At 60.2% G+C, this 15,337-nt stretch carries 12 protein-coding genes; 6 read left to right on the top strand and 6 right to left on the bottom strand.

The annotated features are described in order from the left end of the window. The first annotated feature begins 20 nt into the window (after positions 1-20). On the top strand, positions 21-689 hold the full coding sequence (locus PY650_RS31945) for a TetR/AcrR family transcriptional regulator (RefSeq protein WP_285883900.1): 669 nt from the start codon (positions 21-23) through the stop codon (positions 687-689). A gap of 660 nt (positions 690-1,349) precedes the next feature. On the opposite strand, the gene PY650_RS31940 is transcribed toward PY650_RS31945, so the two are convergent. Then, positions 1,350-2,045 carry a hypothetical protein gene (locus PY650_RS31940; protein WP_285883898.1) on the bottom strand — a complete coding sequence of 232 codons (696 nt, stop codon included), beginning with the start codon at positions 2,043-2,045 and terminating at the stop codon, positions 1,350-1,352. 122 nt (positions 2,046-2,167) lie between these two features. Here PY650_RS31940 and PY650_RS31935 point away from each other — a divergent pair, with 122 nt between their 5' ends. Then, a complete protein-coding gene (locus PY650_RS31935; RefSeq protein WP_285883896.1) occupies positions 2,168-2,416 on the top strand; it encodes a helix-turn-helix transcriptional regulator in 249 nt (82 codons plus the stop codon). A 230-nt stretch (positions 2,417-2,646) separates the two neighbouring features. Here PY650_RS31935 and PY650_RS31930 read toward each other — a convergent pair whose 3' ends face one another. Further along, entirely contained in the window at positions 2,647-3,774 is a 1,128-nt protein-coding gene (locus tag PY650_RS31930) for an FUSC family protein (protein ID WP_285883894.1), read from the bottom strand. 228 nt (positions 3,775-4,002) lie between these two features. On the opposite strand from PY650_RS31930, the gene PY650_RS31925 reads away from it, so the two are divergent. The 3 genes from PY650_RS31925 (at position 4,003) to PY650_RS31915 (ending at position 8,627) form a co-directional block, all read left to right on the top strand. Continuing rightward, complete coding sequence (locus PY650_RS31925; protein WP_285883893.1) at positions 4,003-4,149, top strand: DUF1127 domain-containing protein; 147 nt, start codon at positions 4,003-4,005, stop codon at positions 4,147-4,149. Positions 4,150-4,680: 531 nt separating this feature from the next. Further along, the gene (locus PY650_RS31920; protein WP_285883891.1) at positions 4,681-6,306 is read left to right on the top strand and encodes a hypothetical protein; all 1,626 of its coding nucleotides are present in this window, start codon (positions 4,681-4,683) and stop codon (positions 6,304-6,306) included. Positions 6,307-6,578: 272 nt separating this feature from the next. Further along, positions 6,579-8,627 carry an acyltransferase family protein gene (locus tag PY650_RS31915; RefSeq protein WP_285883889.1) on the top strand — a complete coding sequence of 683 codons (2,049 nt, stop codon included), beginning with the start codon at positions 6,579-6,581 and terminating at the stop codon, positions 8,625-8,627. Positions 8,628-8,687: 60 nt separating this feature from the next. Here the strand turns inward: PY650_RS31915 and PY650_RS31910 are convergent, their stop codons facing one another. From PY650_RS31910 to PY650_RS31895, 4 genes are all read right to left on the bottom strand, one after another. Then, a complete protein-coding gene (locus tag PY650_RS31910; RefSeq protein WP_285883887.1) occupies positions 8,688-10,298 on the bottom strand; it encodes a DHA2 family efflux MFS transporter permease subunit in 1,611 nt (536 codons plus the stop codon). 1 nt (position 10,299) lies between these two features. Further along, positions 10,300-11,445 (bottom strand): HlyD family secretion protein, encoded by a 1,146-nt coding sequence (locus tag PY650_RS31905; RefSeq protein ID WP_432761610.1) that lies wholly within the window; start codon positions 11,443-11,445, stop codon positions 10,300-10,302. 182 nt (positions 11,446-11,627) lie between these two features. Further along, positions 11,628-13,010 carry a sigma-54-dependent transcriptional regulator gene (locus tag PY650_RS31900; protein ID WP_285883885.1) on the bottom strand — a complete coding sequence of 461 codons (1,383 nt, stop codon included), beginning with the start codon at positions 13,008-13,010 and terminating at the stop codon, positions 11,628-11,630. Next, positions 13,007-14,869, bottom strand: coding sequence for a sensor histidine kinase (locus tag PY650_RS31895; protein ID WP_432761611.1), 1,863 nt, complete (start codon positions 14,867-14,869; stop codon positions 13,007-13,009). Before PY650_RS31895 ends, PY650_RS31900 begins: the two co-directional genes overlap by 4 nt. Positions 14,870-15,103: 234 nt before the next feature. Between PY650_RS31895 and PY650_RS31890 the strand changes: the two genes are divergently transcribed. Beyond that, positions 15,104-15,337 (top strand): cation:dicarboxylate symporter family transporter (locus tag PY650_RS31890; RefSeq protein WP_285883884.1); only part of this gene is annotated, 234 nt, incomplete at its 3' end.

The raw sequence follows: 15,337 nt of genomic DNA, 5'->3' as shown, positions 1-15,337 counted from the left end.
GCACTGACTGAGGAACAGTGATGGCACGAGTCAGCCTTGAGCGTCGGGCAGCAATCGGTGAGGCGAAGCGTGCCCGCACGCGTGCGGCGATTCTTGAAGCCGCGCGCGCTTGCTATGCCAACCCGGACACAGCGGCCGCGACAGTTGAGGCTGTGACCCAAGCCGCAGGGGTGGCGAAGGGAACCTTTTATCTGCACTTCCGGGACCTTCAGGCTCTGGAGGCGGAACTGGGCGACGCGCTTATCGCGGAATTGAGCGAGCGTTTTGAACCCGCCCGGCTAGCCGTAGAAGATCCGCTGACCCGCATGGCCACGGCCGTGACCATCTTGCTCCGCGACCTGGCCGCCGCGCCGCCGCAGGCACGTCTCGCCGCCCGCGCAGCCGTTATGCTACCGGACGTCGCCCAGGCAGTGCAGGCTCGCCTGCGGGAGGACCTGGCCGATGCCCAATCGGCCGGCCTGCTGGCGGTTGGGTCTGTTGACCTCGCCATCCGTATTGTCGTCGCGCTTGTCGAGCAGGCTTCGTGGCTTTTCAGCGCGGGCAGGATCGATGCGACCGCCGTGCCGGACATCGTGCGCGCTGTTTTGCGTGCTATTGGATGTGCGCCGGACGACGCGGCGGCGCGGACCGACGAGGCGGGACGCAACGCCGACGCCTTCGCGCAACAGACATCCGTGGGCGGCCGCTGATCTTCGTAGGGCGAAGAACCCTGCGTGGCACCGCTCGCGAAGGATAAGGCTCCGCGACGGCCGCGCGCCGCCGGTCCGGCAATATTGGCGGCAGCAATACTACGCGATCCGCAAACTCTCTCTACCCACCAGCGTCTGACCGGCCGACGCCCAAGAATGCCTAGGATCTCAGAGCTGTCGGCCAAGGTATTTTGGCCGAGTGGATCTTTGGACGCGGCGGCATATCGACCGCTATAGCGTATTGGCGGGAACGGTTGCGGAATTGTCGCGGTACACCGGCGTGAGGCGGAGAAATTACAAGTCTCCATAGTATCAGGCCCTTGCAACCACGGAGTGCCACAGCAGCACACGCAGGCGTTTCTGCGTTTTGTGGAAGAGTGCAAAACTCGGTACGAAACCGGCTTTCACGAAGCCCTGCAACTAATTCGACCGACGGATTGACGCTCGTTGTCAAGCGAATCGAGGAATTGACCCCCCGCATTGCCTCAAGCAAAATGTTACCGATAGTATTGATCCTTCGATCGCCCTTCCGGTTCGGGGGATGGATGGCAGGGCGCATCAGCATGGCGACACGTTAGGAACTGACAGAGGCTATCGTCGAGCGGTATGGATTGGCGCGTCCGGACGACAAGCGCCTGATCCTGGACGAGTTCGTGGTGGTCACTGGCTTCCATCGCAAGCATCCAGTCCGTGTTTTGAACCGCCGCAACAACACCCATCGGCTCCATGCCGCCCTAAACGTGCGAGGTCATCAAGTACCGAGCGGATTAGGGGCCAGGGAAATTCGGAGCCGTCTTCCCAGATATTGCCTTCGCGCAGCACGGCGTCGAGCTTGGCCGCTACGCCAGCCGGTGACGTCGCGGACGTGGCGGCCATGGCGGAGAGCAGGTCTAAGGCTCGTTCATCGGCTTCCCGCTCAGCCTGTACAGTGGCTGAGTAGCCAATTTCTTGATCGGCCCTATCCCATCGTAACTTATGAGCCGCGAACTCGGCTTCAGCTTTGGCGCAAGCTGCTGCCTCCTCAGGAGCGAGATGGAGCACATCATGGATAGCCTCGGGGGAATATGCAGCCACGCGTTCGCCGTCGGATAACCGGACTATTGCACAAGGAAAGCCAACGGTTTCTGCGAGTTGCCGTTCGAGGCCTTGCTGCTGGCGGCAAAGGCTTTCTGTCAGGCGGTGAGCATCCTGCCATTGATGCCAGAGCGTCAGGACCGGATCGGAGAATGCTTCTCCCAAAATCTTGTCGCTGGCGAAGGCGTTGGTGCCCCATGCTCCCATTGCGATGGCCGTACCAGCCGGCATCTTCCTGCGGGTGACGAAAGACAAAGTCGTGTTATTGTCAGAATCGGCCATGATCTGAGCTCCGTACAGCTTGGTTGTGGTCAGGCCGGGCAGGTGTTCAAAGCGCTTATCCGGTCGATTTCACATAATATGCATATCTGCGTTTTTTGCGCAAACATTTTTATCGGAGTTGAATGAAGAACTTTCCCTCTCAGGTTCGGGCCGCTCGCGGGCTGCTCAATCTGACTCAGCAAGATCTCGCTGACATTTCACGGGTCAGTTTACGAACCATCGTCCAACTGGAGCGAGGGGACAAACAGCCGTCGCTTTCGATTGCGCAAGCGTTAAAACTGTCTCTTGAGGCAGCGGGGGTGGAGTTCATTCCGGAAAACGGCGGCGGCGGCGTCGGGGTTCGCTTGAAGAAAACTTCGTCGACGGAGTGAGCTTCGAGTGGTGTGCGTTTTCTCAGATTTCGAACGGGCGTTGGCGGGGCATCCGTGGCCCCGGTTTGAGCTTACCGAGGGAGAAAGCCTCCTTTTGGATGCGCAGGACTATGAGTCGCGTGCGGGTGTCGATACCGACCTTGTCCTGTTGACGAGGTATCCGCAGGCTCCTGTCTTCAAGGGTGGGATCGGGCTCAAAGCCTTTGGGCCGCTTAAGGGCAAACTTGAAATCAGCCCTGAGGTGAGCGATCAGAGGGGCGCTCATCCATCGCTCCCGCGACCAGATGCCATCCGACGAGCACGGGCACCAAAAGGAGGATGCCCACCAATATCCCGATGAGCCGTGCGACGCCGGGGTCGATCTCCGCATGCACATAGCTGTCGGGCACCAGGGTCACCAGAATTGCCAGGGTAAACTGGGTCCCCCCATAGGCGATGAAGCTCTTTCCGTTCTCGATATGCCGGCCGAACATCACGCCCAGCATCGTCCCGAGGATCAGCACCGGTGCGGCGGCCTGCGCCGAGATATGCGCCAGGAAGAGGAACACCGCAGCGAGGGCTGCGCCGCAGACGCATCCGGCCACTCGCAGCACGATCCGGCGGCTCACCGGAACGAGGCCGCTCTTGCCGATGCCGCTTAACGGGATGAGCATCAGCGCCATTATGGTGACGGCGCCTTGCGTCAGCTCCGGGATCTGAAACACCTCTCTGAGAAAGGGGAGCACGGCGAGGGCGACGGCAGCCTGGCTGGCGTGGCGGGCGACTTCCGGGTTCCAGCCGAAACGAGGCGTCGGCGGACGCGGCGGGCCCGGCCAGCGCCGCCGAAGCGTGTAGGTCGAAACCATGCTGACCAGGACGCAGGCGAGGGTGCCGGCGACAGTCTCCCGTATGCGTGTTGAGACGAAGGCGGTTACGACGAGATCTGGGTGTTCGAGCTTGTCCAACAGGACCATGGCAAAGGTCAAACCGACGAACAACCAGGCATAGCTGCGCTTGCTGGTGAGAGCGCCATAGAGTGTGGCACCACCGACCAGCGCCAGAGATGCTGCCGAGGCTGTCGGGCTAGTCCAGACCAGCGGGGTCATGATGAGCGCCAGCAGCGCGCCGGCAATCGTGCCGATGATGCGCAGCATCCCGCGCAGCAGGCTTTCCGAGATGTGGCCGCGCATGACCATATAGCCGGAGAACGCGGCCCAGGAGATGTTCTGCACGTCTGCGAGATGGCCGAAGACGATTGCGAGGAGCACGGAGGCGACGCATTCGAGCTCGTCGACCATTCGCGGGCCAAGGGTAAAAAGCTCATTCGCCTCCGCCACGAGACGCTGGTACAACTGGCGATTTAGCATATCCCGGAGCATTCCGCTCGCCATCCTGTTCATCAACGATCGAAATAAATCTACGCCGTGAAAAATACCATGTCCATTTAGCCCGAATTTGGGCCAGGGGCGTCGACCCATGCAGTGGGCGCATGGGTGCAGTGAAGCCTTGGCTCTGCAACAATCGAGGCCGCATATTATATCGATGTCATCGAATGGAGCGCCACGGACGGCAGCTCGGCTTCGAATGCCCGAGGAAAGGGGATCATCATGAACATCGCACGCTCATTCAACAACTGGCGCAAGTACCGTCAAACGGTCGCTGAACTGGGCCGTATGTCTACCCGTGAACTGCATGACCTTGGTATCGCTCGCGCCGATATCCACAATGTAGCCCGCGGGGCGATTGCTCGTTAACAGCCTACGACGCCTCAAATTTCGACTTTTTTCCAGCGCCTGCTTCCTTTCGAGCGGGCGCTTTTATTTTTGCGTCCCGGATTGGCGGTCTCGGTGGTCCAGGATAAGGCAAGGCCGAAAAAGCCTCCCGCATTTCGCATAACGCATGCCTGCCCTGCAAATAAATGCCTATGAACTGAGCAAGTTTTCGATATGATGGTGGTTATCGAAGCGGTGCACTCCTCCCGCATCCCTTCGTGATGCAGGCGTCCTTATCCTCCTCCCAAGGTCGTCTGCGGGAATGGCAGCACTCCTCCTCCCAGCTGCCGTTCGGTTCTTTACGAAAGCCTGCCGCACCTCCTCCCGCGGCAGGCTTTTTCGTTTTGAGCTTCGGAAGTGTCAGAGAACTCGATTAATCGATTGGCGGTGCCGCCATGGCGTTGCCAGGCCCAATCGGCAAGTCAGCTTCGCTCCATCTTGTCTGTCCTAATATTCCATGCCCGAAACCATCCCGCGGGTTAGGTGGACTATGAGAGAGAGGAATGCGCCTGCATGCTGAAGACCTTTGACGAGCGCACGCCGGGCTCTTCCTTGAGCGACAAAGCGGCTCAGTCGGCAGGGAGGGCCTTGGAGCAATCCGGCAAAGGCTGGGACGCGCTACTCGATTGCCTGATCTCCGGCGGAGACGAGAGATTGACGTGTGATCCGGCGACGGGCCTCAATATGTACGGTTACGGGCCATCGCCGCGGCCGCAGGACTTGGCTTTCGGTTCCTCGACGGCATCGACGATTTCCGCATCGGCTTTCGCGGCGGTCAGCGCCTACTACGCGGATCTTTTGCGAGAAATGGAAACCCGCCCGGCCGCCGACATCTATGCGCGGGAGATCGCACGCACGCGGACCGAACTCCTGCGTCTGCTGGGCCTCGATCGGGGACCAGGGTCCTTTCCGGTGGATGTCATCATGGCGACGTCCGGCACCGATATCCACCTTTTCGCGGCGACGCTTCTTGCGCGCCAAGATGATCAGACCTTGATGACCATAACGCTCCTGGGCAACGAGACCGGGAGCGGGGTGATGGCCGCGGCGTCCGGGCGTCACTTCATGAGCCGCGTCGGCAACGATCGCGCCGTCGCCAAGGGTGAGGAACTGAGCCCCGGACATGCCACGCGAAATACCACGGTCGCCATGCGCAATGCGGACGGTACGCTACGTAGCGATGAAGAGATCGAGTTCGAACTGAGGGGATTGATCGAACTTGCGCGTGCCGCCGGCCTGCGATGCCTCCTGGTCGTCACGGATGTTTCCAAAACCAGCTTGTTGGCGCCGGGTCTCGAAACGGTCTTCCGTCTGAAGGCGCGCTTCGCCACCATGCTCGATATCATGATCGACGCCTGCCAGTTTCGCGTTTCCGCGGCAACGATCCGTGCTTATCTAGCGCATGATTTCCTGGTGGCCGTCACTGGTTCCAAATTCCTCGCCGGTCCGATTTTCAGCGGGGCGCTGTTCTGCTCGCCTCGGATGTCGGATCGCCTGAAGCGGCGGCCTTTGCCGGCGGCGCTTGCCGACTACTGCGCGCAAGCGGATTGGCCGGAGGGATGGATGGCCCGGGATGTGCTGCCGCATCGCGCCAATTTCGGCCTTTTGCTGCGATGGACGGCGGCTCTGTTCGAACTTGAACGCTTCGTCGGCGCGCCGGAGGAAAAGGTGATCGCGGTACTATCTGCCTTTTCCGATGCGGTGGGGGAGCGGCTTGAGCAAGACAGCGCCTTTAAACTCCTTGACGGTCGGCCGATAGATCGCAAGCCTTTGTGGGACGGATCGGACGCCGCATGCTGGGACGAGATACCGTCAATCTTTTCATTCTATCTCTGCAACCCCCGTCAGGGAGGGCTGCTGACGGCGACCGAGACTGCCGCAGTCTACAAGAGCCTCGCCGTCGAGCACGGCGACCTTACGCCTGTCCGTCTCGGTCAGCCGGTTCGCTGCGCCGATTTCGGCGACATGCCGGCGAGCGCCTTGAGGATATGCTTGAGTGCACCATTGATCGTGCAGGCTTGTGAAAGCGCCGATGCGCTCAATGGCTTGATCTCACAGGCAATGACGGTCCTGGATCGAACGGCTGACGCCGCCGCGCAGTTGACGTTTCAGCTTGGTAGCGCCCGCGCATCGCTTTAGCCTTTTGGAGCCATAGGATCTTGCCCGCTCCCGGTGATGCCATCTGCTATGGGGTGTTATGTTGATCATCACCGGCCTGATCATCAAAAGCTGTTAGGTCCGCCACGCGGGCAGGCTAAGGTCGACCAAACCTCAGATATTCGACTGAATCAGACGAATAGGGTCCCGACGGGAGCCTTTGCCGGCTCGTTTTTCAGCCTGGCGTCAGTTCACTCCTATAACAACCTGGCCAAGCCAGACGCAGAAACCATCGCGGCCTTCGGAGAAGAAAATTGAATCTCACAGTATTGCGTGATTCTGCTCCTCCGGGGCTAATGCCCCAGCCTGCGGCTGGCCATTTGAAGTATCGAGCCGATATTGACGGGCTTCGCGCGCTCGCGATCCTGCCGGTCGTGCTCTTCCACGCGGGCATTCCGGGGTTTAGCGGTGGCTTCGTCGGTGTCGACGTTTTCTTCGTCATCTCCGGATTCCTGATGGCCTCGCTGATCTCAGGAGAAATCGGCCGCGATGATTTCAGCATCCTGCGTTTTTACGAGAGGCGAATACGGCGAATCTTTCCGGCCCTCTTTGCTGTTCTTGCGGCTTCGTCCGTAGCGGCATGGCTGCTTCTGATGCCGGTCGAGCTGGAATATTTCGCTCGCAGCCTGAAGGCGGCTGCGCTGTTTACCTCGAATATTCAGTTCAAAAAAGAGAGCGGCTATTTCGACATCGGCGCGCAGCTGAAACCACTGCTGCACACTTGGTCGCTTGCGGTTGAAGAGCAGTTCTACATCCTGTTTCCGTTGCTGATGATTGCTGTCAGCCGATTTGCACGGCGCCATACGGTGCACATTCTGTCCGGCTTGTTGATCGTTTCGTTCGCGGCGAGTGCCTGGACAGTCTTCCGGAACCCGACGGCGGCCTTCTACCTGCTGCAGTTCCGTGCCTGGGAACTCATTCTCGGCGCTATGCTGGCTTTCAACGTGATACCAAGGCCGGCGCGTCCTCTGGTGCGAGAGGCGCTGGCCGCGCTCGGTGTAGGCTTGATCGCAATAGCCGTCTTCGGTTTCACCGACCATACCCAGTTTCCCGGCCCGGCAGCCTTGCTGCCCTGCCTTGGCGCGGCCCTGGTAATCCATGCCGGAGCTGAATACGGATTGGCTGGCAGGGCGCTGCGCGCAAAACCGCTGGTATTTGTCGGGCTGATTTCCTATTCCCTCTATCTCTGGCACTGGCCGATTATCGTGTTCAGCCGCGAAATCTCCGGGCGGGAGCTTTCCCCGGCCCAAGGGGGCTTGATCGTTCTCGCTTCGTTTGCGCTTGCCACACTTTCGTTTAGGTTTGTCGAACGTCCTTTTCGTGGTCGTGGCGGCGGCTTGGGTCGACGGTCCGTGTTTGCGGCCGCGGCAGCGGTCATGGTCGCGATGGTCGTCTTCTGCAACTATGTCATTCGTGACGTCGGCGTGCCGGGTCGCCTTCCGGCCGACGTGCAGAGGGTCTATGCCGCCACATACGACATCAGCCGCTTCGGCGTACCGCCATGTTTTGCCGACTCCGATACGACCGGTCCGTCCTTGTCCGATATACGCGCGGGCAAACTTTGTCCGCTCGGCGTCGACGGAACGAATCCGCCCGCCTTCCTCGTTTGGGGGGACTCGCATTCGGGCGCTATGTCTCCGGCGATCGATGGGGCTGCGAAACAGGCTGGCGTATCCGGTTTGTTTGCCGGGCATGCGTCCTGTGCGCCGTTGCCGGACGCGCGGCTTCCCGCTCACGGCGGTGTCAAGCGATGCGACGACTTCAATGACGCGGTTCGCGACCTAGTTACGTCCAAGCATATTCCGCTGGTGTTCCTGATCGCCTACTGGCCGAAATACGTGCATGACGCGGAGCTGCCGAAAGAAGGTGTCTACTTCGATCCATCGATACCGCCGCCGTTGGAGGACAAATCCGCAGCCGTGACGGCATCCCTCGATCGCCTTATGGGGGAATTGACGCAGCAGGGAACCAAAGTCGTCTTGGTCATGGATGTGCCGGAGATGGGCCATTACATGCCGGAAGCTATCGCCAAGGCCATGATGACCAAGACATCGACCGACGTTGCGCCACCATGGAATTACGTAGCGCAACGACAGGCACTGTCGCGCGCCATTCTGACCCGTCTCGCGGCCAAATATGGCGCTGGCGTCGTCGACCCGCTGCCGGCCATCTGCCATGACGGGCAGTGCGAAGCGACTTATAACGGCATGCCGCTCTATAAGGACGCCGATCACATAACGGCTGCGACATCGGAAAGACTGGGCTATCTGTTCTCTCCTATATTTCACAAGCCCGGAGCGTAAGACTGGTTCCTCCGGCAACTGATGAGATCGGCTCAGCGCCGGCTCATTTCGGCCCGTCGTTTAATGCATTGCGCCGCCGCCGCCTCCTTTGAGATCGATATTGCTGAGGATCAGCGCAAGCGGGATCGCTGAGAGCGCGATCAGCATCAGCACGTAGAAAACGTCGATATAGGCGAGAAAGGTCGATTGCGTTTGAAGCTGTTGGCCGATCCAAGCCCTTGCCTGCGCTTGTGCGTCGGCCATGGTCGCACCTTTCTCTGCAAAATAGCGCGACATGGTTTGGAGCGTTTCGTGGTAGGCCGGTGAGGATGGGACAATGTGTTCGACGAGGCGGCTGCGATGCCATTGCTGGCGATGCGCTAGAACGTTCAACCCGATGCAGACCCCGATCGAGCCGCCGATATTGCGGGCGGCGTTGATCATGGCGGAGGCCTGATTGGTCTGGTTCGGCCGCAGGCCGTAATAGGATGCCGACGTGATCGCGATGAAGATCAAGGGCAGGCCCAATCCGATATAAAGACGCGACCAGACGAAGAACGCGAAATTGAGGCCGGGGTTAAGTTGTGTCAGCCACCACATCGAGCCCGCGATGATCGCTGCACCGGTGGCGATCATGTATTTCGGCTGGACCACCGTCGTCAGGCGACCGGCAACGAACATCATGATCATGGTGACGAAGCCGCCCGGCGACAACGCCAGGCCGGCCCAAGTGGCGGTGTATCGGTAATTCTGCTGCAGGACTTGCGGAAGGAATTGTGTCGTGGCAATCAGGATCGCGCCGGTTGCCATCATGACAATGAAGCAGGATCCGAACTGGCGGGTTCCAAGCAGCCGGCCGTCGATGATCGGGTTCGATTTGGTCAGCACCCAGGGGGTCGCCAGAGCAAAGGCCAGCACGCAAAGTGCGGTCATGGCGATGATGAAATTCGAATCGAACCAGTCTTCTGTCTGGCCGCGATCGAGAACGAGTTCGAGCGCACCGAGAAATGTTGCGACAAGCAGGAAACCGACAAGATCGAAGCGGATGCCTTGCCTGCGGAGCTCCTGGCGTTTTCGGGCCATTTCCTGTGATCTCTCCACCAGAAAATAGACGAGAATGAAGGCAAAGATGCCCACCGGTCCGTTGATCAGGAAACACCAGTGCCAGGAAAAATTGTCGGAGAGATAGCCGCCAAGCGTCGGGCCGACTATGGGCGCCACCACGACCGCAACACCGAACAGTGCGAACGCCTGGCCGCGTTTTGATGGCGGAAATGCATCGGCGAGGATCGCCTGTGACGTCGGCACCATGCCACCGCCGGCAAAGCCCTGGATGATGCGAAAGATCAGAAGCGATTGAAGATTCCATGCCAGTCCGCAGAGGACAGAGGCGATCGTGAAGAGCGAAAGGCAAGCGAGATAGAAGCGCCGCCTGCCAAATCGTTCGGCAATGAAGCTGCTTGCGACCAGTATGGTTGCGTTGGAAACGAGATAGGTCGTGACAACCCAAGAGGCCTCGTCCGCGCTAACCGCGAGGCCTCCCGAAATATAGCGCAGAGCTACATTGGCGATCGTGGTGTCCAGCACCTCCATGAAGGTCGCAAGCGAGACCACGATCGCAATCAGCCATGGATTGGTGGCACCCGCGGCGGCTAGGTTTCTTCCGCCGGCCGTTGTGCTCGCGCCCCTCATGTCAATGCCTCGGCCGGACGGTGACGGTTGGGACCACGGACATGCCGGGGCCGATCGAAAGATCCGCAGGCCAGTTGTCGACGACGATCTTTACAGGCACACGCTGCGTGACCTTGACATAATTGCCGGTCGCGTTCTCGGCGGGAAGCAGCGAGAACGCTGTGCCGGAGCCGGGCTGGACCGAGGCGACCTTGCCGTGCAGCTTGTGATCCGGATAGGCGTCGATGGTGACATCCACCGGCTGGCCTGGCCGCATGTCCGTCAACTGTGTCTCCTTAAAGTTGGCGGTGATCCAGACTTCATCGGGAACAAACATCGAGATCGCCTGTCCGGCCTCGATATATTGGCCTTTGGCGCCGGTAAGGTGGACGACACGGCCGGGCTGGGCGGCGACGATTGTCGTATATTTCAGGTTCTGCTGTGCTTCTTCGGCCTGCGCCTTCGCCTGGCTCAGGCTGGCGACGGCGCTTGTCTTCTGGGCTTCGGCGACCGTTTTGTTCTTCAGCGCCGAGGTGACGTTTGCCGCCGCCTGCGCAAGGCTTGCCTGGCTTTGCAGCAGGGTCGATTCGGCCTGTTGCACCGCCTGCAGGCTGCCGGAGCCGCTCTTGACCAATTGCTGCTGGCGGCTGGCCTGCTCCTGTGCATATTGCAGCGCTGCTGATGCCGAGTTCTGCTGGGCTCTTGCGACATCGATCGCGGCGGTGGCGGCGTCGATCTGGGCGCCGGTGCTTGCGACCGCGGCGCTTGCGACATTCACCTGTCCGTTGGCCTGGTCGAGCGCGATCTGATAGTCGCGCGGATCGATCTTCAAGATGACATCGCCGACCTGCACATGCTGGTTGTCGGTCACCGGAACCTCGGAGACATAGCCAGAGACTTTCATCGCGAGCGAGAAGCTGCGCGCATCGACGAAGGCATCGTCAGTCGTTTCATAGGGATGGAAATAGATCAGCCAAACGAGCCATGCGGCGGCGATAAGGGCGGCGACAATCACGACGCCGAGCAAGACCCAGAAAGGATGGCGGCGGAAAAAGGACGGGCGTTTTTCCTCCGTCCGGTCAGTCCGCTGATCATCGCCCGGACGGATACGTTCAATCCGAGGTTCGGTCTGATTGTTTTTCGAAGCGACACGCCGATCATCGACCACGGCACAACTCGCTTATTGTTGGCCACAGCATCGGTAACGTTTTGGTTGGGGATCAGTTCCTGACGGCTTTGATCCGCTTCCGGTATGGCGGTTTTGTCGCAGGGTCGTATTGATGGCTTAAGGTCGGATGCTTGCGAGGCTTTTTAATGGAGATCTATCAAGGCGTGCAGCTAATCGCCCCATTAATCATCCATGCGCATGCGCCGGTCATCTCCGTCCAAACCCGCAAAATCTCCCCGGACGATGCCGTGGCGTTGGAGTTTGTCGTAGAACGTCTTTCTGGGGATGCCGAGGGCCTCGATTGTCCGGCGCACATCACCCCCGTTTTGAGCAAGCGTCTCGCGGATGAGATCGGCCTCGTAGCGCTCGACGCGGGCGGGCAGGGGCAGTGTTGCATCGGCAGAGGGGTTTTCGTTTGGCTTTTGCTCCGCCGGCTCCAGACCAAGGACGAAACGCTCGGCGAAATGCGAAAGTTCGCGAACATTGCCGGGCCAGTTGTGGCTTTGCAAATGACGGCGGATAGCCACCGAAATGGCGGGTACGTCGCGCTTGAAGCGGCTGGCGGCGCGATCGGCGAAATATCCGAAGAGCAGGGGGATATCGTCACGCCTGTCGCGCAACGGCGGTATGGAGATGGTGACGACGTTGAGGCGATAATAGAGATCCTCACGGAAATCGCCTCGCTGGCGGGGATCGCCGAGATCGACCTTGGCCGCCGCAACGACGCGCAGATCGACGGGGCGCACTTCGTTGGTCCCGAGCGGCGTCACCTCACGCATCTCCAGGACGCGCAGCATCTGCACCTGTATTGCCGGCGGCATACTTTCGATCTCGTCGAGAAACAGCGTGCCGGCGCTTGCATGTTCGATGCGACCGATACGCTTCTTCTGGGCACCGGTGAAGGCTCCTGGCTCGTGGCCGAAAAGCTCGCTCTCGATGACGGTTTCGGGCAGGGCTCCGCAATTGAGCGCAACGAAATTGCCTGCCGCTCGCCGGCTCCAGCGATGCAGCAGGCTCGCGACCACTTCCTTGCCGCTGCCGGTCTCGCCGGTTACCATCACATCGACATCCGTATCGGCGATCTGGCGCAGAGTGCGCCGCAGCCGCTCCATCGCCGGCGTCTGGCCGATCAGCGGCAGGTCGCCCTGCGCCTGTTCGGCGGCGATCCGAAGGGCGCGGTTTTCCAGAACAAGCCGGCGCTTTTCGGCTGCACGCCGCACGCTCTGCACCAATCGATCGGTGGCGAAAGGTTTCGTGATGAAATCATAGGCGCCGTCCTGTATCGCCTTGACTGCCATCGGGATATCGCCATGGCCGGTGACGAGGATGACAGGCAGGTCCGCATCGAGCTCTCTGACGCGGCTGAAAAGCTGCTGCCCATCCATCTGGGGCATGCGGATATCGGAGACGACCACGCCGGCAAAACCGGCGTCCAGCGCGCCAAGCGCATCTACAGCCGAGGGGAAGGCAGAGACAGAAAAGCCTGCGAGTTCAAGCGTTTGTTTCGTCGCCTTCAACAAGTCCTTGTCGTCGTCGATGAGGAAGACCGGGGAGAAATCGCTCATGAAATCGCCTTGCGCAGATGAATGGTAAAACGGGTGCCGCTGTCGCCGCTTTCAACATCGATGCGGCCGCCATAGTCGGCGACAATATCCTTGGAGATGACGAGGCCAAGGCCGAGGCCCTTTTCCTTCGACGTGTTGAAGGGTGTGAACAGTGAATGGAGGATCGCCGGCGGAATGCCGGGACCATTGTCGGAGACGATGACCTCGACGTTCTCTTCAGTGTCGCGCACCGAAACCTCCACTTTTGCCTGATCGCGGCCTTCCAATGCTTCGAGCGCATTCTGAAAGAGATTGATCAGCACCTGTTCGAGCCGAACACGCGTACCCACAACCGTTAACCCGGTGGGCGGAAGATCGATCGCCAAGGCATCGAGCCGGCCGGCAAATCGGCTTTTAAGCAGGATGACGGCACCTTCGACGACGCCTCTGAGCTCCACCGGCTCCGGTGCGCTTCGGCCTTTGCGGGCGAATGCCTTCAACTCCTCGGTGATCGTGCCGATCCGCTCGGTCAGGGCCGCGATAGAGGTGAGATTTTCCTTTACCGGCGCAATTTGCTGACGCTCTAAGAAGATGTGGGCATTGTCGGCATAGGCCCGAATAGTCGCGACCGGCTGGTTGATCTCATGAGCGACGCCAGCGGCAACCTGCCCGAGGATTGCGAGACGATTGGCCTGCACCAATTCCTGCTGCACGACCTGCAGCTTCGCCTCCGTCGTCCGGTGGTCGGCAATTTCTGCCTCCAGACGATCGCGTGCGCGGCTGAGGTCTTCGGTGCGCTCGAGCACGCGCCGCTCCAGCTCCTCGCGTGCAATCCTGCTGATGGCGATCTGCATCGCGGAAACGTGGCGGCGCCTCAGCAGGAAGGCGGCTATCGCCAGGATCGGCAAAAGGACGCTCAGCGCGAGAAAGCGCGTTTCGCGGACTGTGGCGGAAATCCCCTGGTCCGTCGGGATGAGATAGTCCAACTGCCAGGGTGTCGAAGGGACCGGTGTTGTCAGGCGCAGATATTCGGCGGCGCTGCTGCCTGGCAGGACCGCGCGCACGATAGCGCTATCCGGACCGATGGCTTGCGGACGAGCGATCGGCAGAGGTGTCAGGGGAGCATCGCCAAATTGCAGGCTTTTGCGGATGGCGGCGAGATTGTCGGCAGACAGCGGCGACGCCGTCATGAAGCGCCAGGAGGGAATGCTGGTAATCAGCACGACGCCGTGCTCGTCGGTCACATAGGCCGGACGGCCGGCTTCGCGCCAATCGGCTTCGAGCTGGTCGAATTCCATCTTGACGACCACGACGCCCAGAGCCGCATCCGCATCGCCGACACGACGAGAAATGTAGAGGCCCGGGCGGTTGCTGACGTTGCCGAGGGCAAAATGTTCGGCAGTTCCCGTCTCCATTGCCCGGCGGAAATAATCGCGGAAGGAATAGTCGCTGCCGACGAAGCTCAGTGGTTCGCGCCAATTGCTGGATGCGATCGCCACTCCGTCCTTGCCGGTGACATAGAGCACGGAAGCTTTGGTGCCGGATACGAGGCTTTCAAGCTTGCGGTCGAGGGTGGCGATGGCATCGCCCTTTGCCGCGGCAAGCGCATCGCGCACCTGCTGGTCGTCCGCCAACAGCAGCGGCAAGGCGCGTGGGCGCTCGAGGACGGCTCGCAGAAGCGCCACTTTCAGATTGGCATCGGTGCGACCCTGGATTTGCAATGCTTCGATTGCGGTCGCGCGGCCGTAAACGCCCGCGCCATAGAGAGTGGCCGCAACGACGATTGCGCAGAAAATCGCAAAGACCAACCAGACACGGCGCGAGCGCCGACCCAGTTGCTCAGGCGTCGAAAATCGTTCCGTGGCCGGCCGCTGCAGCATGGGTGCATTGTGCATGATTTCGCGCGGGTTGCAATTCAGTCTGTGCGGATTGCCGCACAAAACGGAAAGCGCGATCATGGTGTGATCAAAAAATATCATTTTGAATCAATATATTATGGGAAATTCCGTCATCTGGCACGCCTGTTGCAACGATCCTCCAAACAGTCGGAGGCTGTTGAAGATTGGTCGTTGCCCGGAGGGCCGAGAGATCGGTTGGGCATAACGGAGGATATCATGATTATACCCGAAGCCGCCGAGACACACGGCAAAGTCGCCTTTTACAGGCATCTCTATGTGCAGGTCCTCGCAGCCATTGTCGCTGGTGTCCTGCTTGGGCATTTCTATCCGCAAACCGGCGCAGCAATGCAGCCGCTCGGCGATGCCTTCATCAAGCTGGTGCGTATGGTCATTGCGCCGGTCATTTTCCTGACGGTGGCAACCGGCATCGCCGGCATGTCGGACCTCAAG

It is taken from the genome of Martinezella calliandrae, from assembly GCF_030272695.1.
GTDB classification, from domain to species: Bacteria; Pseudomonadota; Alphaproteobacteria; order Rhizobiales; family Rhizobiaceae; genus Rhizobium; species Rhizobium calliandrae.
Note: the sequence above shows the minus strand (reverse complement) of the source record. Positions and strands in the feature narration are given on the sequence as shown.